The following is an 18,553-nucleotide window of genomic DNA, read 5'->3' as shown; positions in this document are numbered from 1 at the left end:
TTTCTTCCCGTTTTTGCACGAAAGATTTGCCGCCCGTTCGGCACCGCTTATGGTGATCCCAGTCTAGCCCACCGGATAACCATGGCCTCCATTCTCCAGATCAAGCCCATCACCGACGTGCCCGCCGATCGCCGGGCCAGTGCCAATCCCAAGGACCCCGTCTTTTTCCAGGACCCCTACCCTTTCTATGCAGAGCGCCACGCCAGCCAGCCGGCCTTTTTCTGGGAAGAGTACGGCCATTGGTGCTTTGCCGATTTCAAATCGGTCAGCGCGCTGTTACGCGATAAGCGCTTCGGCCGGGATATTCTTCACATCGCCAGCCGCGAGGAAATCGGCCTGCCCGAGCCCAAGCCGCATGTCGCCGATTTCGATCTCACCGAAAAATATTCGCTGCTCAATCTCGAGCCTCCGGCGCACACCCGGCTGCGCCTCCTGGTCAACCGCGCCTTTGTGTCCCGCCAGGTCGAGCTCTTGCGCCCGCGCATCAATCAGCTGGCCAATGAGATCATCGATGGCTTTGAGGGCGGAGACAGCGTCGACCTCATAAAGGCCTTCGCAGCCCCGATACCGGCGATCGTCATCGCCGAGATGATCGGGCTGCCGGCGGAGATGGCGCCAAAACTGCTCGAATGGTCCAACCGCATGGTGACCATGTACATGTATGGCGTCACCCACGAGACGGAACTCGACGCCAATCAGGCTGCCGCCGATTTTACCGAATATCTTCGCTCCGTCATCGCCGAGCGCCGGAAAACCCCGCGCGAGGATCTCCTCACCCATATGCTCACCACCGAGCAGGGCGGAGAAAAGCTGAGCGACGACGAGGTCATGTCGACCGCCATCCTCCTCCTCAATGCCGGCCACGAGGCCACCGTCCACACCACCGGCAATGGCGTTAAATCCATCCTTCAAAGCGGGCTCGACCCCAAGACCCTGTTCGCGACACCCGAGCAGGCCGAAGCGACGGTGGAGGAGTGCCTCCGGTTCGACGCCCCGCTGCATCTCTTCACCCGCTATGCCCTGCAGGACATGGATTATGAGGGCATCCCGTTACGCCGGGGTGACGTGATCGGCCTCATGCTCGGCGCCGCCAATCGCGACCCCAGGCGCTTCGCCAATGCCGGCACATTCGACCCATTCCGCACCGACGGAGCCAATGTCAGCTTCGGCGCCGGCATCCATTTCTGCATCGGCGCGCCGCTGGCACGCATCGAGCTGCAGGAGGCCATGTCCACCCTCTTCGCGCGCCTGCCAAAGCTCCGCCTCGCCGAGCCCCCGCGCTACGGCGACGTCTATCACTTCCACGGCCTCGAAAAATTGATGGTCCGCTGGGACTGATCCGGCAACGGCGTTCCGATCACGGCATCGTCCCGTCGGCTTTTCTAGCCCTCTCGCGGTTTGAGATTGCCTCCAGCCCCCCACACACCGGGCTTCCCTCGGGCTTGACCCGAGGGCCACTGTCCACCAGCCCTTAGCTAAGGGGCGACCAAACCGCCCCTCGGGTCAAGCCCAAGGGAAGACAGTGATTTTACCGGCATATTCTCCGAGGGAGAAATTGCCCCTGCAGCCCCCCCCCCCCGCCATTCGAGCGCAGTTCTCATGGCCTTGTTGGCTAAAATCGCTCCACTGGAGCGGTTTTCCCTCCGGGACGCCTCAAAGCCCGACAAGCACGCCCGGCAACAGCAGCGGCAGATCCTCGCTCAGCATGCCGGGCCCGCCAAACCGGTTGGCCGCCTCCGCGTGCAGCCAGACGCCGGCGCATGCGGCTTCGAACCCACCCATGCCCTGGCCCAGGAGGCCCGCCACGACACCCGCCAGCACATCCCCTGCCCCGGCCGTGCCCAGCCAGGTCGGCGCATTGGCATTGATGGCTGCGCGTCCATCGGGCGCCGCGATGACCGTGTCGCTTCCTTTGAGGAGGATAATGGCGCCCGAATGCGCTGCAGCCGCCCGCGCCCGCTCCAGCTTTCCGCCCGGCACATCGCCAAAGAGTTTTCGGAATTCCCCTTCATGCGGCGTCAGCACGACCGGCCTCTGCTCCGCCTGGATAGCGGAAAAGAGCGTCTCACTGCCCTCGGCAAAGCTGGTGATGGCGTCGGCATCGAGAACGGCCGCTGCGCCGGAGGCCAGCACTGCCGCCACCTTGGCCCGTGTCCCGTCGCCCACGCCCGCTGCCGGGCCGATCACAACCGAATTGATCCGGCGATCCTTCAGTAACCTGGCAAGACCATCCGCATCCTCGGCCGGCTTGAGCATGATCGAGGTGACGTGATTGGCATGAACCCGTAACGCTTCAGTTTCCCCAGCCAGCGACACCAGCCCCGCGCCAACGCGAAAAGCGCCATAGGCAGACAGTCGTGCCGCCCCGGTCTCCAATACGCCGCCCGAGACAACCACGACATGGCCACGGTCGAATTTATGCCCATCCGCCAGCGCACCCGGCAGCGACCACAGCGCCGGCGTGTTCTGCCAGGCCCGCGCGCCGATCTTATCCAGCACATTTTCGGGAATGCCGATCTCGGCGAGCACCACTTCCCCGCAATGCTGCCGCCCCGGCAGGAGCAGGTGCCCCGGCTTCAGCCGGAAAAACGTAATCGTCATGTCGGAGATCATCGCCGCGCCGCGAATCGCGCCTGTTGCCCCGTCAATGCCGCTGGGCACGTCGATACTCACGACGGGCAGGCTGGATTCGTTCACCGCATTGACCATGTCGGCATAGGCGCCGGTCAAATACCGGTCGAGCCCGGCTCCGACCATGGCGTCGACCACCAGATCGGCGTCATCGATATCCTTGGGCGTGGGTTCGTCGCAGCGCCCGGTCCAGAGTTCGGCCGCCTGCGCGGCATCACCCTTGAGATCGGCGCGATTGCCGAGGAGCCGCACCTGCACCGGCCAACCCCGCTGTTGCAGCAGCCGCGCCACGATGAACCCGTCGCCGCCATTATTGCCCGGCCCGCACAGCACCAGCACGGAGCGCTGGTAATAGCGCTCGATAATGGCTTCCATCACCGCCTTGCCGGCAGCCTCCATCAACCGGAAGGAGCGCATGCCGCCGGCGACGGCCAGGCGGTCGGCCTGCGCCATTTCCTGAGGGCTGAGAAGAATATCGGCCTGCGACATGGCGTGCTCCCGAACCAGCAAACGATTCCGCCCAACACATAGGGCCTGCGACGCTCCCCGACCAGACCGGACGGCCAAAAAGCAAAAGGGCCCCGAAGGGCCCTTTCTCGTTCCGCTCGCGCCAATCAGGCGGAGTAGTACATTTCGTATTCGACCGGGTGCGGGGTCATTTCGACACGCAGCACTTCCGCCATCTTCAGATCGATATAGGCGTTGATGAAATCGTCATCCATGACGCCGCCGACCTTGAGGAAATCGCGATCCTTGTCGAGGTTTTCGAGCGCTTCGCGGAGCGAACCGGAAACGGTCGGGATGCCCTTGAGTTCGTCCTTCGGCAGCTCGTAGAGATCCTTGTCCATCGGGTCGCCGGGGTGGATCTTGTTCTTGATGCCGTCGAGGCCGGCCATCAACAGCGCGGTGTAGGCCAGGTACGGGTTCGCCAGCGGATCGGGGAAACGCACTTCGACGCGCTTGGACTTCGGCGACTGGCCGAAGGGGATACGGCAGGAAGCCGAACGGTTACGGGCCGAATAGGCCAGCAGCACGGGGGCTTCGAAACCGGGCACCAGACGCTTGTAGGAGTTGGTGGTCGGGTTGGTGAAGGCATTGATGGCCTTGGCGTGCTTGATCACGCCACCGATGTAGTAGAGGCACTCCGTCGACAGGCCTGCATACTGGTCGCCGGCGAACAGCGGCTTGCCGTCCTTCCAGATCGACATGTGGCAGTGCATGCCCGAACCATTGTCGCCATAGACGGGCTTGGGCAGGAAGGTCGCGGTCTTGCCATAGGAATTGGCAACCTGCTGCACGGCATACTTGTAGATCAGCACGTCGTCAGCCGACGCGATCATCTGCTTGTACTTGAGGCCAAGCTCATGCTGGGCGGAAGCCACTTCGTGGTGGTGCTTCTCGATGATGACGCCCATCTGGCCCATCGCTTCGAGCATCTCGCCGCGCATATCCTGGGCGCTGTCCAGCGGCGGAACCGGGAAATAGCCCTTCTTGAGGCCAATGTGGTGGCCGTTATTGCCGTGCTCATATTCGGCGTCGTTATTGGTCGGCAGCTCCGACGCGTCGACCTGGAAACCGACCTTGTAGGTCGAGGTCGAGTACTTCACGTCGTCGAAGATGAAGAATTCGGGTTCCGGGCCGAACACCACGGTGTCACCGACACCCGTCGTCTTGACCAGGGCTTCGGCCTTCTTGGCGATCGAGCGCGGGTCGCGGTTATAGGGCTGGTAGGTGGCCGGCTCGAGAATGTCGCAGTTGATGGCGAGGGTCGAGGCGGCGAAGAAGGGGTCGATATAGGCCGAGTTCGGATCGGGCATCAGGACCATGTCCGACTCGTTGATGGCCTTCCAGCCCGCAATCGAGGAGCCGTCGAACATCACGCCATCTTCGAACAGATCGGCATCAACGACCGAAGCGTCCATGGTGACGTGCTGCAGCTTGCCGCGCAGGTCCGTGAAACGCACGTCGAGATACTTGATGTTCTCGTCCTTCATGCGCTGGATAATTTCTGCTCCGGTCGTCATTAGGTTTCCCCTGTCTATTCAGATGCTTGTTGATTGGCTGTGTGGCTGGTGGGCGTGGGTGGCTAGAGCGCGTCGTCGCCGAATTCGCCGGTGCGGATGCGGATCGCCTGCTCTACGGAATAGACGAAGATCTTTCCGTCACCGATGCGTCCGGTCTGCGCTGCGTTGCGAATGGCTTCGATGGCCTTTTCGGCAAGCTCGTCAGGGCAGACGACTTCGACCTTCACCTTGGGCAGGAAATCCACGACATATTCGGCCCCGCGATAGAGTTCCGTGTGCCCTTTTTGGCGCCCGAACCCCTTGGCTTCGGTCACGGTGATGCCTTGCAGGCCGACTTCCTGCAGAGCCTCTTTGACTTCGTCGAGCTTGAAGGGCTTTACGATAGCCTCGATTTTCTTCAACTGTGCCTCCACTGACCGACTTTGGCCGTTACCGCCAACCTTTATGCACGGGCCGTGCCATTCGTGCCAGGGCGTCGATTTTACTGAAAAATTAAAGACTTAGCATTGCCCGCCACACATGGTCAGCAAGCATCCCGGCAAGGCCTAGCACAAGAAACGAACGCCGTGCACAATTTTTGACCATATTGCTTGACCACGACTGTCTGGATTGTGTCGGAAGTGGTCATTTATGCGCCATACCGCCACCGGGGCGCCAGGGACGCGGCATTTGCGCCAATTTGCCCGCCATCCATCGGCGCGCGAAGTGCCCCTGACACGACCAGGAGTGCGGTCAATCCGGCGAAAACACCAAGCTAGGCTTTGACTGACCCCATCTCTTGATATAGATGCAACCCCAACCCGGCCAGAAGGGGACCCAATGCGGGTGTGGCGGAACTGGTAGACGCACTGGATTTAGGTTCCAGCGCCGCAAGGCGTGGAGGTTCGAGTCCTCTCACCCGCACCAATTTGGTCCTGGCCTTAAGAAGATCAATTCTAACGGGAATAGCCCCCCATGCAGGTTACTGAAACCCTCAACGAAGGCCTGAAGCGCAAGCTCAGTGTCACTATCCCGGCAGCCGACCTCGTTTCGCGCCTCGATTCCAAGCTGGAAGAGCTCAAGGGCCAGGCCAACATCAAGGGCTTCCGTCCCGGCAAGGTGCCGACCGCCCACCTCAAGAAGCTCTATGGCCGTTCGGCCATGTCCGAAGTGATGACCGACGCGATCAACGCGACCGTGTCCGACACGCTGGACCAGCGCTCCGAGCGCGCCGCAGCACAGCCCAAGGTTGACCTGCCCCAGGATCAGGCCGTCATCAATGACGTGCTCGATGGCAAGACCGACCTCGCATTCGAAGTCGAATATGAAGTCCTCCCGCCCGTCACCCTGATGGACCTCAAGGGCCTCAAGCTCGACAAGCCGGTCGTTGAAGTCACCGAAGAAGAAATCGACGCTGAAGTGAACCGCGTGTTCGCCCAGAATCGCGGCTACACCGACAAGGGTGATGGCGCTGTCGTCGAGCAGGGCGATCGTCTTGGCCTCAGCTTCGTCGGCAAGATCGACGGCGTTGAGTTCGCTGGCGGCAAGTCCGACCATGCGCACCTGACCGTTGGCTCGAACGAGTTCATCCCTGGCTTCGAAGAACAGCTCGTTGGCCAGAAGAAGGACGAGACCCGCACCATCACCGTGACCTTCCCGGCAGACTACAACAATGCCGAGCTGGCCGGTAAGGAAGCGACCTTCGACGTCACTATCCTGCATGTCGATGGGCCGAACCAGGGCGAGCTGGACGACGAGTTCGCCAAGAAGCTCGGCCTCGAAGACGTTGCCGCACTGCGCAATGCCGTGAAGGAACAGATGGAAGCCGCCCTAGCCTCCATGAGCCGTCAGCACATCAAGCGCCAGATTCTCGACGCCCTCGACGATGGCCACAAGTTCGACGTTCCGGCCCAGCTGGTCGAAGCCGAATTCGCCACCATCTGGCAGCGCGTCCAGCACGAAGTCGAGAGCCACGGCCGGTCCTTCGAAGACGAAGGCACCACCGAGGAAGCTGCCCGCGAGCAGTATCAGCGCATTGCCGAGCGCCGCGTGCGTCTGGGTCTCGTCGTCGCCGAAATCGGCAACCAGAACGAAGTTCAGGTCACCGACGACGAGCACCAGCAGGCCCTGCTCGCTGAGATCCGCCGCTTCCCCGGCCAGGAACAGCAGGTTTATGACTATTACCGTCAGAACGCCCAGGCCCTCGCAAGCCTGCGCGCTCCGGTCTTCGAGAACAAGGTCGTCGACTACGTTGCCGACCTTGCCGAACAGACTGAAAAGAAGATGACCCGCGAAGAGCTGGCCAAGCTCATCCAGGCCGACGAGGACGAAGTCCCCGAAGAGCACCACCACTAAGCTGGCCTCGCACCGAATCGAAAAGGCCGCCCCCCGGGGCGGCCTTTTTGTTTTCCAGCCCAACTACCGACCATTCCGGTTTATCCGCGGTGTCATTCCCGCGAAAGCGGGAACCCCTGTTGAACGGAGGTCCCCGCTTTCGCGGGGATGACATCGAGCAAACAGCCCGAACGCAACCAAAATACCGAACACAAAAAACCCCGCCGCACCATGTGCGACGGGGCTCTGAAAAACCGGTGACGAACCGCTTACTTGTATTCGATCGTCGCCTTGATGATCTTGTCCGGGTTTGCCACGGCGCCATTGGCCGATTGCGGCCCCTTCTCGAGCGCATCGACAGCTTCCATGCCGGAGGCAACCTTGCCGAACACGGTGTACTGCCCGTCGAGGAAGCTCGCATCGGCATAGGTGATGAAGAACTGCGAGTTGAACGAGTTCGGGTTCTGCGAGCGCGCCGCGCCCAGAATACCGCGCTGGAAGCTCTCCGAATTGAATTCGGCCTCAACGTCGGGCAGCTTCGAACCGCCCATGCCGGCCCGCTGCAGATCGAAATTCGGGGTATTTTCCTTGCCGAATTCCACGTCGCCGGTCTGGGCCATGAAGCCCTCGATCACGCGGTGGAAGACGACATTGTCATATTCGCCGCTTTCGGCCAGCGTCACGACGCGCTCGACATGCTTGGGCGCGAGTTCGGGCAGCAGTTCGATATCGACCGTGCCGCTCTCGAGCGTCAGGATCAGGTGCGGCGTGCCGTCCTGAGCGAAGGCGGGCGCAGCCAGGCTGACCATGGCGGCGAGTGCGAGGCCACCGAGCAGGCGACGGGAGAGAGTGATCATCGTGATTTCAAAGCCTTGAGGACGATTGGCGGGACGAAGGCGGAAATATCCCCGCCCATCTCTGCGATTTGCCGCACCAATGTGGCCGAGATATGCCGCACGGGTGGGCTGGAGGGGAGGAACACGGTCTGCAGGTCGGGCGCCATCTGGGCGTTCATTCCCACCATCTGCATCTCGTAATTATAATCGGTCGTGTCGCGTAGCCCGCGGATGATGAGCTTTGCGCCATGCTCGCGCGCCGCGTTCACCATGAGCCCCGAAAAGTCGACGATGCGGAATTCCGTCTCGGTGCGCAGACCGACCGGCCCGAGCACCTGATGGAGAATTTCAATGCGGTCGACATGGCTGAATAGCGGGTTCTTCTTGGTCGCGCTGATTCCAACGGCCACCACCAGCGTATCGACGAGTTTGCAGGCCCGCTCGATGACATCGAGATGCCCGTTGGTCAGCGGATCGAACGATCCCGGATAAAACCCGACAAGCTTGCTCATGCCGCCCCCTTCCTCTTGTTGTTATTAGGATTTTCTCATGCAGCGGCACAAGAGGCAAGCACGCCGCAGCCAAATTTGGCCACAGCCAGGCCGACCTTTCGTCTATACAGCGGGCAACGCCGCCCCTGCCCCTTCGACTTCAGGAACGGCACTGGGCTGACGCGCGCAGCCCATTGGCGGGACCAAAAAACAAGGGGCGCCGAAGCGCCCCTTTTTCTTATTCTTCCGCAGCCCCGGTATCGGGCGGCGCATCGCCTCCGGTGTCACCGCCGCTGGCCTCGCCATCATCCTCATCGCCTTCCGGCTCGCTGATGCGCTCGACCGAGACCACCTTCTCGCCCTCGGCCGTGTCGAACACGATCACGCCCTGGGTGCTGCGGCCCTTGATGCCGATCGGCTTGTCGCCACCAACCGGCAGTCGGATGGTCTGGCCGCCATCGCTGATCAGCATGATCTGGTCTTCCTCTTCCACCGGGAAGCTGGCGATCAAATTGCCGTTGCGCTTGTTGACGGCCATGGCGACGATACCCTTACCGCCACGCCCGGTGATCCGGTATTCGTGGCTCGAGGTGCGCTTGCCATAGCCGTTCTCGGAGATGGTCAGGATGAACTGCTCGAGAGCGCCCATCTTGGCATAGAGCTCCTGATCCAGCTCGCCGGCCTCGACACCTGCTTCATCCGAAGCATTGTCGTCGCTGTCGACTTCGCCCCTCATGGCGCGGCTGCGCTTGAGATAGGCGGCGCGTTCTTCGGCCGTCGCATCCGAGTGGTTGATCACGGCCATCGAGATGACAGTGTCGTTCTCCGCCAGCTGAATGCCGCGGACGCCCATCGAATCGCGGCCCTTGAACAGGCGCACGTCGTCGACGCGGAAGCGGATGGCCTGGCCCAGCGCCGTGGTCAGCAGCACGTCGTTGTTGACGGTGCAGGTCTCGACACCGACGATCGCATCGCCCTCGTCGAGCTTCATGGCGATCTTGCCGTTCTGGCGCACTTCGACGAAGTCGGCCAGCGAGTTGCGGCGCACCGTGCCGCGCGTCGTGGCGAACATGATGTCGAGATTGCCCCAGCTGCCTTCGTCCTCGGGCAACGGCATGATCGAGGTGATCCGCTCGCCCTGCTCCAGCGGCAGGATGTTGATCAGAGCCTTGCCCTTGCCATTCGCAGGGGCCAGCGGCAGGCGCCAGACCTTGATCTTGTAGGCAATGCCACGGCTGGTGAAGAACAGCACCGGCGTATGGGTATTGGCGACGAACAGGCGCGAGACGAAATCCTCCTCGCGCGTCGACATGCCCGAGCGACCCTTGCCGCCGCGATTCTGGGCGCGGTAGGTGGAAAGCGGCACCCGCTTGATATAGCCGGCGTGACTGACCGTCACCACCATGTCTTCGCGGGCGATCAGGTCTTCGTCGTCAAAATCGGCGACATGGTCGGCGATTTCCGTCTTGCGGGCGCGGCCGAACTGGTCGCGGATCTCCTGGAGTTCCTCGCGGATGATCTGCTGCACGCGCTCGCGGCTGCGCAGGATATCGAGATAGTCCTCGATCTCGGCGCCCAGGCCATTGAGTTCTTCGCCGATTTCATCCCGGCCAAGGGCCGTGAGGCGCGCCAGGCGCAGTTCGAGAATGGCGCGGGCCTGTTCCTCGGAAAGATTGAACGTGCCGTCTTCGTTGATCTGGTGGCGCGGATCGTCGATCAGGCGGATCAGCGGCTCGACATCGGCAGCCGGCCAGCGGCGCGTCATCAGCTGTTCGCGGGCAGTTGCCGGATCGGGCGCGGTGCGGATCAGCGCGATAACCTCGTCGATATTGGCGACGGCCACGGCCAGGCCAACCAGGATATGGGCGCGGTCACGGGCCTTGTTCAGCAGGAACCGGGCGCGACGCGTCACCACTTCCTCACGGAAGCTGAGGAACGCCTCGAGAATCTGTTTCAGATTCATCAGCTCCGGCTTGCCGCCATTGAGCGCCACGAAATTGCAGCCGAACGAACTCTGCAGCTGCGTGAACCGATAGAGCTGGTTCAGCACCACATCCGGCATCGCGTCACGCTTGACCTCGATGACGATGCGCATGCCTTCGCGGCTGGATTCGTCGCGCAGATCGGCAATGCCTTCGACGCGCTTGTCGCGCACCAGCTCGGCGATCTTTTCGACCAGATGCGCCTTGTTCACCTGATAGGGGATCTCGGTGATGACGATGGCTTCGCGTTCCTTGCGAACCTCTTCCACCACCGCCCGGCCACGCACGATGATCGAACCGCGACCCGTCTCATAGGCCTGCCGGATACCGGCGCGGCCCAGAATGACGCCGCCTGTCGGGAAGTCGGGGCCCGGCAGGTGCTCGATCAGCTCATCGGTGGTGGCGAACGGATTGTCCAGCAGCGCCAGGGCGGCATTGATGGTTTCGCTCAGATTGTGCGTCGGCACATTGGTCGCCATGCCGACGGCGATGCCGCTGCCGCCATTGACCAGCATGTTGGGGAAGCGCGCCGGCAGCACAGTGGGTTCGTTCTCGGACCCATCATAGTTGGGCCGGAAGTCCACCGTGTCCTTGTCGAGGTCGTCGAGCAGGGAATTGGTGATCCTCTGCATGCGCACTTCGGTATAGCGCATGGCCGCCGGCATATCGCCGTCGACCGAACCGAAATTGCCCTGACCTTCCGCCAGCATTTCTCCCATGGAGAAATCCTGCGCCATACGGACCAAGGCCATATAGATCGAGGAGTCGCCATGGGGGTGGTATTTACCGATCACGTCGCCGACCACGCGGGCCGATTTGCGATAGGGCTTGTTGTATTCGTATCCGTTCTCGCTCATCGAGAACAGGATGCGCCGGTGCACCGGCTTGAGGCCATCCCGCACGTCCGGAAGTGCGCGGCTGACGATCACGCTCATCGCGTAATCGAGATAGCTCTTGCGCATCTCGTCGGTGATCTGAATCGTCGCTATGCCGGACCGAGGGGTCTCGGCAGGCAGATTATCGGTCGTATCACTCACGGGGTGATTCCGTGTTGGTTCTTGTTAACCGATAGATAGGCGATTCCGGCCGGAAATACCAATTTCCGGCGGTTCAACCTGTGGAGATCAGGCTTTTGCCGGTTGCTGCCGCTTCATCTGGCGAAATGCGGGAACGGCAATCGGCGACAGGGCGGCGACAAGGTACAGCATTCCCGTCAAGACCAGGGCGGGCGAAATACCCGTATTTGTCACGAGCACCCCCGCATAAAGCCCGCCAAACGGCATCAGCACCCACCCGAGCGCTCCCACGAGCGCGATGACGCGCCCCACCATGGCCTTTGGAATGCGCTCGAAAAGGATCGCCCCGACGATGGGGTTGAGAAACCCTGCGGCAAAACCACTGATGGTCAGCACGCCGGCCAGAACCGGCATGGGCAGGCCCGAAGCCAGCGCCACCATCGGCGCCGGCCCGGCAAACACGAACCCCGTCGTGTAGACGAAAAGCCGGGGCAGTTTCTCGGCCGTGGCCGCCGCCACCGTCGCGCCCGCAATCGCACCTGCCGAAAAGATCGCGAGGAGGATCCCCACCCAGCTCACATCCAGCCCCGCCTCCCTCACCCACACGGGCAGCAGCACGATGGCGTAGGCCTGGTCGAAAAGATTGGTCACCGCGATCATCACCACCATCGCCATCAGCACCGGCTCATTGCGCAGCGCCGCCCATCCCGCCGAGAAATCCGCCCGATAGCTCACCGGCTGGCCCGCTGCCACCGCCCGCACCTGTTTCGGCACCCCGGCCGACACCAGAATGGCCGAAGCCAGGAAGGCCCCAGCATTGACCATCAGGGCCGGCATCGGCCCGATCAGGGCGATCAGCCCGCCCGCCGCCGCGGCGCCCAGCGTGCCCGCCAGCCGGTCGCTCGCCCCCATGATCCCCGTCACTCTTTCGAGCGGCATGTTCCCGATATCGGCAACATAGGGGACCAGCGCCTGCTTTGCCGCATCGGCCGGCGCACGCAAGACCCCGATCAGCGCCACGGCCGGCAGCAAGACATAAAATTGCAGTAGCCCGGCAAAGTGCAGCAACGGTACAAGGCCCACCGCGACCATTGATAGCAGGTCGCAGGTGATGGCCATGCGCCGCGCGCCCAGCCGATCGATCAGCGGCCCGGCCAGTGCCTTGGCGACGACATAGGGCAACAGTTCCGCCATCCCCACCAGCCCGGTCAACACCGGGCTTCCGGTCGTTGTCAGCACCAGCCACGGAATGGCGATGACCGAGAGGCGCGTCCCACCCACGGAGGCGACGGTTGCCGCCGCCAGGGCGGCCAGGGGGCGAACGCCGCTCATTTTGCGCCTCTATCATCTGGAGATCGCGGAAACGAATGCAGCATGATGGTCACCGGCTCAACACCCTCCTCGAGCGGCGTACCGAGCTTGGGCGCCGCCTCCATCGCCTCCCAAAGAACGGCATGGAGCTTTTCGAGCAATTGTTCGGCGTCGGCGGCATTGAGGGGGATGATGAAATCGCTGGCCACCGACGCGCGCCGCCACTCCGGGCTGAGCGTGCCCCGACGCGCCCGCGCGTCGCGCATCTGGTCGATATGGGCCGCCAGAATCGCGTCGCCAAAGGCGGGATCGGTGTCTTCGTCTTCGGGGACGCTCGTGGACTCGTGCCGCGACCGCCACCAGCGCTCCCGCCCATTGCCGCGCTCGGTGTCCTCTTCGATGAAACCGTGCCGGGCCAGCTGCCGCAAATGATAACTCGCCGAACCCGAATTGAGCCCCATGCGCTCGGCCAGAGCCGTTGCCGTGCTTGGGCCGTCCACGCGCAACATGGCCAGCATCCGCATGCGTTGTGGATGCGCCAGCGCCCGCAGGGCCATCGCGTCCGGTTTGATCCTCGATATGCTGCGCCGCTCAGCCATGACCGCCTCCGAAATCCGAAGTCAGCCTACAACTGCAAACATATCTTTGCAAATATATCTTTGCGATCTCTGGAAAGTGTCAGGCGACCGTGTCGAACGCCGTCCGCGCCGCGTCTATTCGGCCCTTGCTGTCATTGGCCCAGTCGATCAAATACCCCAGCGGCACGATCAGCGAGTGACCGAGTGCGGTAAGCCGATATTCCACCGATGGCGGCTTGGTGTCGAACACCTGCCGCGCCACGAGCCCATCCCGCTGCAGATCCCGCAGCGTCTGCGTCAGCATCTTCTGGGAAATATCGGGCACCGCGCGGTGGAGTTGGTTGAAGCGCCTGGGCCCACCGGCCAGCGTCATCACCAGCAGCATGCTCCATTTGTCCCCGAGCCGATCGAGCACATTGCGCACCGGGCAATCCTCGGTCTTGCCCTGCCCGCTCGCAGCGTTCCACCGCTCCACATAGATCGCCGCCAATTCCTCGCCCTGCCGCATCCACTTACCTCGCAGTAATCTTCATCCGAAAACGTGCCTCCTTTTCAGCCTCCTCCTGGGAGACTAGACAGCACTCTCCTTTCGAGACTTACTCTCCAACCTTCCGTTGAACAAGCTGCGGACAAACCCAAGAGGGTCCCATGACTGAATTTACCAATTCCCGATTGCTGGTGACCGGTGCCGGCGGCCAGTTGGGCCGCCTCGCCGTTGAAGAGCTTCTGGCCCGTGGCGCGCAAAACATCGTTGCAGGCTCGCGCGACATTTCCGGGCTTGCCGATCTTGCCGCCCGAGGCGTCGAAGTGCGCCATCTCGATTTCGATGATCCAGCGTCTCTGGCGTCAGGCTTTGCCGGGGTCGACCGCGCCCTCATCATCAGCACGCTGAGCGCCAACCGCGCCGCTCATCAGGCGGCAGCCGTCACCGCCGCCCGGGCCGCTGGCATTTCCTACCTCGCCTATACGTCCGCGCCCAACGCCAGGCCGAATGCGGACGCCGCGGGCATTGCCGATCACTACTGGACCGAGCAGGCTATCGCAGCTTCAGGCCTCGACTTCACGCTGCTCCGCAATCACATCTATGCCGAGATGACGGTCGTAGGCGCGGGCCCCATTCTCGCTTCGGGCCAATTGTTCGATGCAACCGGCGGAAATGGCCGCAACTACGTGACCCGCGCCGATGCCGCCCGCACGGCTGCCGGCGCACTTCTCTCAGCCACGGGCAAGGAGATCGTCGATGTCACCGGCCCTTCCCCCGTCACCCAGGAAGAGCTGGCCGCGCTCTATTCGTCCGTCACCGGCAAGCCCGTGACCCGTATCGGCCTCAGTGGGGAACAACTGCTCGAGGCCCTGCAATCTGCTGGCGTCCCGCCCTTCATGGCGACACTCCTCGTCGCCTTTGATCAGGACGCCGCCGCCGGCCATCATGCCATCGTCACCGACACCGTCGAGCGCTACTCCGGCCGCGCGCCGCAGGCCCTGCGCGATTTTCTGCTGGCCAATCGCGCGGCTCTGGCCGCCTGAACGCCAGGGGTGGCTGCGGACCGTCCGCGGCCACTCTTGCAATGCTGCAACGTTACAAAACCAAAATCTGCAACCGCTGGACGCGTCGGCCGCAAACTCGTACAGATTTCGCCAGATTGTCGCCCCATTGCGGAGTCGGGTTTCGGTGTCTTCTGGTTCCCCGTTCAAGCGTTTTCTGGCCCGCCTCACCCATGATCGCTCAATAGGATTCGGCCTCGAGCATCTGGGGCTGGCCACGGTGCGCCGTCCGCGCGTCATGGCCTTCATCGTCCTCGCCTTTTCGATCCTCTGCTTCAGCCAGCTGCCAAAAGCCAATGTCGACGGTGATCTGCTGCGCGTCTACGCCCACTCGGGTCATTATTACGACGCCTATGCCCATTTGTCGGAAACCTTCGGCACATTCGAGAATGACCTCTACGTTCTCGTCAATTCCGAGACCCTGGTCGATCCCCAGACGATCGAGAGGGTCCGCGACCTCGCCTTCGAGCTCGAACTCAATGAGTACGCCGTCGGCACCATGTCGCCCTTCACCCTGCGCAAACCCGCGCCGGGCGGCGGCTCGGAGCCCGCCGTTCCCGAGGGCATGCTGACCCCCGACGAAGTCGCATTCGCCCTGATCGATCTCCAGCAGAACGATCCGATGATGCGCAATCTCATCACGCCCGATCTGACCGGCGTCGTGCTCATCATGTTCCCCAATCAGGAACTGGTGGCCGAGCGCGGTGCCAAGGCGATGATCGAAAACCTGCGCGCCACCATCGCGCCCTTCCAGGCGGATGGGCTGTCCGTGGAAATCACCGGCCCGCCGGTCTGGACCACCGAAATGCTCAACGCCGCGGTGGATGACCAGGTCAAGTTCACCGTCTACGGCTTCCTCCTCGGCTCGGCCATTGCCCTGTTCGCCCTGCGCTCCATTGCCGGGGCCCTCATCGTCGCCGCCACGCCCTTCCTGTCGGTGATGTGGGCGATGGGCATGATCCTCCTCTTCTTCGGCTCCTTCTCCTTCCTCACCATCATCGTAACCACCCTGGTGCTGGTGATCTCCTTTGCCGAGTCGATGTTCTTCACCTTCAACTGGCTCGCCTATTGGCGGGATGGCATGGAGCCCAACAAGGCCGTCGACGCCACCATCAAGCTCGTCGGTCCGGCCACGGCGCTGACCATGCTCGTCTCCATGGTCAGCTTTGCCTCGCTGTCGCTCACCCCGGGACAGGGCGTTCAGGAATTTTCCATGGCCGGCGCCATGGGGGCGTTCCTCCTCTTTGCCTGCACCATGACCTTCCAGCCCCTGCTGCTGAAACTGGCGCTGCGCCTGGGCTTCAAGGCGCCGCCGAAATCGAGCCGCATGCTCAATGCCCCCCTGCCCCTGAGCTGGTTCCTCGCCAGCCGCTTTGGCCGCCCCATCGCCATCACCGGCATTGTGCTGACCGGCCTGCTGCTCATCCCCTATTTCCTCATCCAGCCCCGCTTCTCCTTCGAGGATTTCGTGGCCAATGAATCGACCGCCCTCACCGCGGCCGAGAGCATCGACGAAGGCGTGGGCGGCGTCGCCCCGCTCTACATCCGCGTCCCCCTGATCGAGAACAATCCAAACGTCGGCGAGGTCGACTACCAGCGCATAAAGCTGGTCCACGAAATCCTCGAGGCCGAGCTGGGCGAGAACAAGGTCATCTCCGCCGCCAGCATGACCAACTACACCGATGCCGGCTTTACCCGCGGCGAAGTTCTCGACGCTGTCGGCCCCTTCATGCGCAAGCGCTTCGTCACCGAAGACGGCTCACAGGCCCTCGTCACCGGCTTCATGCCGACCATCATCGAAAGCGATTTGCTCAAGGATCTCGTCCATCGGGTCGAAGCCGAACTTGCCGCCGCAGGCATCGACGACGCCGAGCTCGGCGGCTTCCGCATCCTCACCACCTTCGCCACCGACGATATCGTGCGCGGCCTTCAGCTCGATCTCTCGCTCAGCGTATTGGTCAATCTCGGGCTGATCGGCTTTGCCTTCCAGTCCTTCCGCGTCGCCCTCGCCTCCGCCATTCCCAATCTCTTCCCGATATTGGGCACCGAGGCGTGGCTCTATTTCTCCGGCGCCGGATTGCAGCTGACGACCGTCATCGCGCTCACCATCGCCTTCGGCATCGCGGTGGACGACACGGTCCACTTCCTTTCGCACTATCTTCACGGCCGCCGCGAGGAAAAGCGCAGCCACGAGGACGCGGTCAAGCACACGCTCCTGCGCATCGGCGGCGCCATTGTCGCCACCACGGTCATCCTCTGCGCCGGCACCGCCATCCTCGTCTGGTCCGAACTGCCGCAGGTGGCCATGTTCGGTTCGCTCTTCGTCATCACCCTGGCGCTGGCGGTCCTCGGCGATCTCTTCATCCTGCCCGCCCTGCTCATTGCCGGGGGCAAGTTCTTCCATCCATTGGGCAAAATCAAAGTGCGCACCGCCGATCACGACGCCACCCCCGATGATCCCACCGGCGATACCATCACCGGTGACGGCGATACCATCACCGGTGATGAGGGAACCGGCGGGGCCGCGCCCAGTCCCGGGCGCGCCTGATGCCTGATGCGCCTCCAAAATTTGCACCGAATCTCGCCGTATTTGCTACAAGAAACCGCATGACAGCCGGGGGGCTCGTTGTGACATCTGGAGGCTTTGCCATGACCTTTCTCGGAACCCTGACCCGTGCGCTGGCACTGGCGGGCGTGATTGCTTCTGCTGGCTTGTCGGCAGCTCCGGCCTTTGCGGGCCCCGCCGAAGTCGCCCTGCTGAAATCCTATATCGGCGATTGGCGCGGCCGCGGCACGCTCATTGGCGCTACCAAAGAAAGCGTCGTCTGCCGCCTCGCGCTGACTCAGGGCAATCAGGACAAGGTCAATTACAACGGCCGCTGCACCCTGGCGGGCACCAATCTCTCCGTCGCCGGCACCATCGCCTATGTCGACGCCGCCAGGCGCTACGAAGCGGCCATGACCTCGAACGCCACCTTCACCGGCATCGCCGTCGGCCAGAAGCGCGGCAGCGGCCTTGTGTTCAATCTGCGCGAGCGTGAAGAAGACGAAGAAGGCAAGCCGATGAACATCGCGGCCCAGATCAGCCTCACCAATAGCGGCATCGGCGTCACCTTCGAGGTCGTCTACGTCGAATCCGGCGACAGCCTCCGCGCCGAAGTCCCCTTTTCGCGGTAATTCTCCTGTCATTGCGCGCCCTCTGAGCACAATCATTGTGCTCTGATGCCCGGCAGTCGTCGCCAGCCTCTCGGCTCCTACCACCCTCCCCCTCGAGGGGAGGGCAAGCAAAGCTTGGGTCCGAGGGACCCTAGCGGCGCTCGGGAGGGGGGCTCTATCTCAGGTCAAGTCTGCAAGCCTCCGAACCTGAAGCAGAACCCATGCGAGCCCTCGTCCAGCGCGTCCTCTCCGCCTCCGTCACTGTCGATGGCGAGATCACCGGCCAGATCGATCAGGGCCTTCTCGTCCTCGTCTGCGCCATGCAGGGCGACACCGAGAAACAGGCCGATTGGCTCGCGGCAAAAATCGCGAAACTGCGCATCTTCTCCGACGACGCCGGCAAGATGAACCGCTCGCTGCTCGACATCGGTGGCGCAGCGCTCGTCGTCAGCCAGTTCACTCTCGCCGCCGACACCAGGGGCAATCGCCCCGGCTTTTCCAGCGCAGCCGCCCCCGATCTCGGCCGCGCGCTTTACGAACGCTTCTCCGCGTCCCTCGCCGGCCAGGGTATCCCCGTCGCCAATGGCCGGTTCGGCGCGGACATGAAAGTGGCTCTCGTCAACGACGGCCCGATCACCATCTGGCTCGATACCGAGCAATAACTCTTCCG

Annotated in this window: 15 protein-coding genes and 1 tRNA gene; 7 read left to right on the top strand and 9 right to left on the bottom strand. The window is 62.8% G+C overall.

The window, feature by feature from the left end; all coding sequences use genetic code 11:
• Positions 1–81 precede the first annotated feature (81 nt).
• On the top strand, positions 82–1,338 hold the full coding sequence (locus tag N0P34_RS09865) for a cytochrome P450 (protein WP_275606846.1): 1,257 nt from the start codon (positions 82–84) through the stop codon (positions 1,336–1,338).
• A gap of 315 nt (positions 1,339–1,653) precedes the next feature.
• On the opposite strand, the gene N0P34_RS09860 is transcribed toward N0P34_RS09865, so the two are convergent.
• The 3 genes from N0P34_RS09860 to N0P34_RS09850 all read right to left on the bottom strand — a co-directional run bounded on the left by N0P34_RS09860 (position 1,654) and on the right by N0P34_RS09850 (position 5,056).
• Positions 1,654–3,120 (bottom strand): NAD(P)H-hydrate epimerase, encoded by a 1,467-nt coding sequence (locus tag N0P34_RS09860; protein ID WP_275606845.1) that lies wholly within the window; start codon positions 3,118–3,120, stop codon positions 1,654–1,656.
• Between the two features lie 125 nt (positions 3,121–3,245).
• Positions 3,246–4,655 carry a type I glutamate--ammonia ligase gene (gene glnA, locus N0P34_RS09855; RefSeq protein ID WP_275606844.1) on the bottom strand — a complete coding sequence of 470 codons (1,410 nt, stop codon included), beginning with the start codon at positions 4,653–4,655 and terminating at the stop codon, positions 3,246–3,248.
• A gap of 62 nt (positions 4,656–4,717) precedes the next feature.
• Positions 4,718–5,056: a P-II family nitrogen regulator gene (locus N0P34_RS09850; RefSeq protein ID WP_275606843.1), complete on the bottom strand. Its 339-nt coding sequence runs from the start codon at positions 5,054–5,056 to the stop codon at positions 4,718–4,720.
• 420 nt (positions 5,057–5,476) lie between these two features.
• Here N0P34_RS09850 and N0P34_RS09845 point away from each other — a divergent pair.
• Positions 5,477–5,561, top strand: a tRNA-Leu gene (locus tag N0P34_RS09845).
• A 48-nt stretch (positions 5,562–5,609) separates the two neighbouring features.
• Positions 5,610–6,989, top strand: coding sequence for a trigger factor (gene tig, locus N0P34_RS09840; protein WP_275606842.1), 1,380 nt, complete (start codon positions 5,610–5,612; stop codon positions 6,987–6,989).
• A gap of 248 nt (positions 6,990–7,237) precedes the next feature.
• On the opposite strand, the gene N0P34_RS09835 is transcribed toward tig, so the two are convergent.
• The 6 genes from N0P34_RS09835 to N0P34_RS09810 form a co-directional block, all read right to left on the bottom strand.
• A complete protein-coding gene (locus N0P34_RS09835) occupies positions 7,238–7,777 on the bottom strand; it encodes a peptidylprolyl isomerase (RefSeq protein ID WP_275606954.1) in 540 nt (179 codons plus the stop codon).
• Positions 7,778–7,821: 44 nt separating this feature from the next.
• On the bottom strand, positions 7,822–8,316 hold the full coding sequence (coaD, locus tag N0P34_RS09830) for a pantetheine-phosphate adenylyltransferase (protein WP_275606841.1): 495 nt from the start codon (positions 8,314–8,316) through the stop codon (positions 7,822–7,824).
• A 217-nt stretch (positions 8,317–8,533) separates the two neighbouring features.
• A complete protein-coding gene (gyrA, locus tag N0P34_RS09825) occupies positions 8,534–11,293 on the bottom strand; it encodes a DNA gyrase subunit A (RefSeq protein WP_275606953.1) in 2,760 nt (919 codons plus the stop codon).
• A 108-nt stretch (positions 11,294–11,401) separates the two neighbouring features.
• A complete protein-coding gene (locus N0P34_RS09820) occupies positions 11,402–12,625 on the bottom strand; it encodes an MFS transporter (RefSeq protein WP_275606840.1) in 1,224 nt (407 codons plus the stop codon).
• Positions 12,622–13,203 (bottom strand): helix-turn-helix domain-containing protein, encoded by a 582-nt coding sequence (locus N0P34_RS09815; protein ID WP_275606839.1) that lies wholly within the window; start codon positions 13,201–13,203, stop codon positions 12,622–12,624. Before N0P34_RS09815 ends, N0P34_RS09820 begins: the two co-directional genes overlap by 4 nt.
• 79 nt (positions 13,204–13,282) lie before the next feature.
• Complete coding sequence (locus N0P34_RS09810) at positions 13,283–13,690, bottom strand: helix-turn-helix domain-containing protein (RefSeq protein ID WP_275606838.1); 408 nt, start codon at positions 13,688–13,690, stop codon at positions 13,283–13,285.
• A gap of 140 nt (positions 13,691–13,830) precedes the next feature.
• Between N0P34_RS09810 and N0P34_RS09805 the strand changes: the two genes are divergently transcribed.
• From N0P34_RS09805 to dtd, 4 genes are all read left to right on the top strand, one after another.
• Positions 13,831–14,709: an NAD(P)H-binding protein gene (locus N0P34_RS09805; protein ID WP_275606837.1), complete on the top strand. Its 879-nt coding sequence runs from the start codon at positions 13,831–13,833 to the stop codon at positions 14,707–14,709.
• 145 nt (positions 14,710–14,854) lie between these two features.
• Positions 14,855–17,275, top strand: coding sequence for an MMPL family transporter (locus N0P34_RS09800; protein WP_275606836.1), 2,421 nt, complete (start codon positions 14,855–14,857; stop codon positions 17,273–17,275).
• A 101-nt stretch (positions 17,276–17,376) separates the two neighbouring features.
• Complete coding sequence (locus N0P34_RS09795; protein WP_275606835.1) at positions 17,377–17,904, top strand: hypothetical protein; 528 nt, start codon at positions 17,377–17,379, stop codon at positions 17,902–17,904.
• Between the two features lie 200 nt (positions 17,905–18,104).
• On the top strand, positions 18,105–18,545 hold the full coding sequence (gene dtd, locus N0P34_RS09790; protein WP_275606834.1) for a D-aminoacyl-tRNA deacylase: 441 nt from the start codon (positions 18,105–18,107) through the stop codon (positions 18,543–18,545).
• The last annotated feature ends 8 nt before the right edge of the window (positions 18,546–18,553 follow it).

This window comes from Devosia sp. FJ2-5-3, assembly GCF_029201545.1.
GTDB lineage: Bacteria > Pseudomonadota > Alphaproteobacteria > Rhizobiales > Devosiaceae > Devosia.
The sequence above is the reverse complement of the archived record's forward strand: the minus strand, read 5'-3'. Positions and strand labels throughout refer to the sequence as shown.

What these genes read in the sequence shown, in the direction of transcription:
- N0P34_RS09805 (WP_275606837.1), top strand. Translation starts at nt 13,831, where the DNA reads ATGACTGAATTTACCAATTCCCGATTGCTGGTGACCGGTGCCGGCGGC.
- N0P34_RS09835 (WP_275606954.1), bottom strand. Translation starts at nt 7,777, where the DNA reads ATGGTCAGCCTGGCTGCGCCCGCCTTCGCTCAGGACGGCACGCCGCAC.
- dtd (WP_275606834.1), top strand. Translation starts at nt 18,105, where the DNA reads ATGCGAGCCCTCGTCCAGCGCGTCCTCTCCGCCTCCGTCACTGTCGAT.
- N0P34_RS09795 (WP_275606835.1), top strand. Translation starts at nt 17,377, where the DNA reads ATGACCTTTCTCGGAACCCTGACCCGTGCGCTGGCACTGGCGGGCGTG.
- coaD (WP_275606841.1), bottom strand. Translation starts at nt 8,316, where the DNA reads ATGAGCAAGCTTGTCGGGTTTTATCCGGGATCGTTCGATCCGCTGACC.
- N0P34_RS09820 (WP_275606840.1), bottom strand. Translation starts at nt 12,625, where the DNA reads ATGAGCGGCGTTCGCCCCCTGGCCGCCCTGGCGGCGGCAACCGTCGCC.
- tig (WP_275606842.1), top strand. Translation starts at nt 5,610, where the DNA reads ATGCAGGTTACTGAAACCCTCAACGAAGGCCTGAAGCGCAAGCTCAGT.
- glnA (WP_275606844.1), bottom strand. Translation starts at nt 4,655, where the DNA reads ATGACGACCGGAGCAGAAATTATCCAGCGCATGAAGGACGAGAACATC.
- N0P34_RS09865 (WP_275606846.1), top strand. Translation starts at nt 82, where the DNA reads ATGGCCTCCATTCTCCAGATCAAGCCCATCACCGACGTGCCCGCCGAT.
- N0P34_RS09815 (WP_275606839.1), bottom strand. Translation starts at nt 13,203, where the DNA reads ATGGCTGAGCGGCGCAGCATATCGAGGATCAAACCGGACGCGATGGCC.
- N0P34_RS09810 (WP_275606838.1), bottom strand. Translation starts at nt 13,690, where the DNA reads ATGCGGCAGGGCGAGGAATTGGCGGCGATCTATGTGGAGCGGTGGAAC.
- N0P34_RS09860 (WP_275606845.1), bottom strand. Translation starts at nt 3,120, where the DNA reads ATGTCGCAGGCCGATATTCTTCTCAGCCCTCAGGAAATGGCGCAGGCC.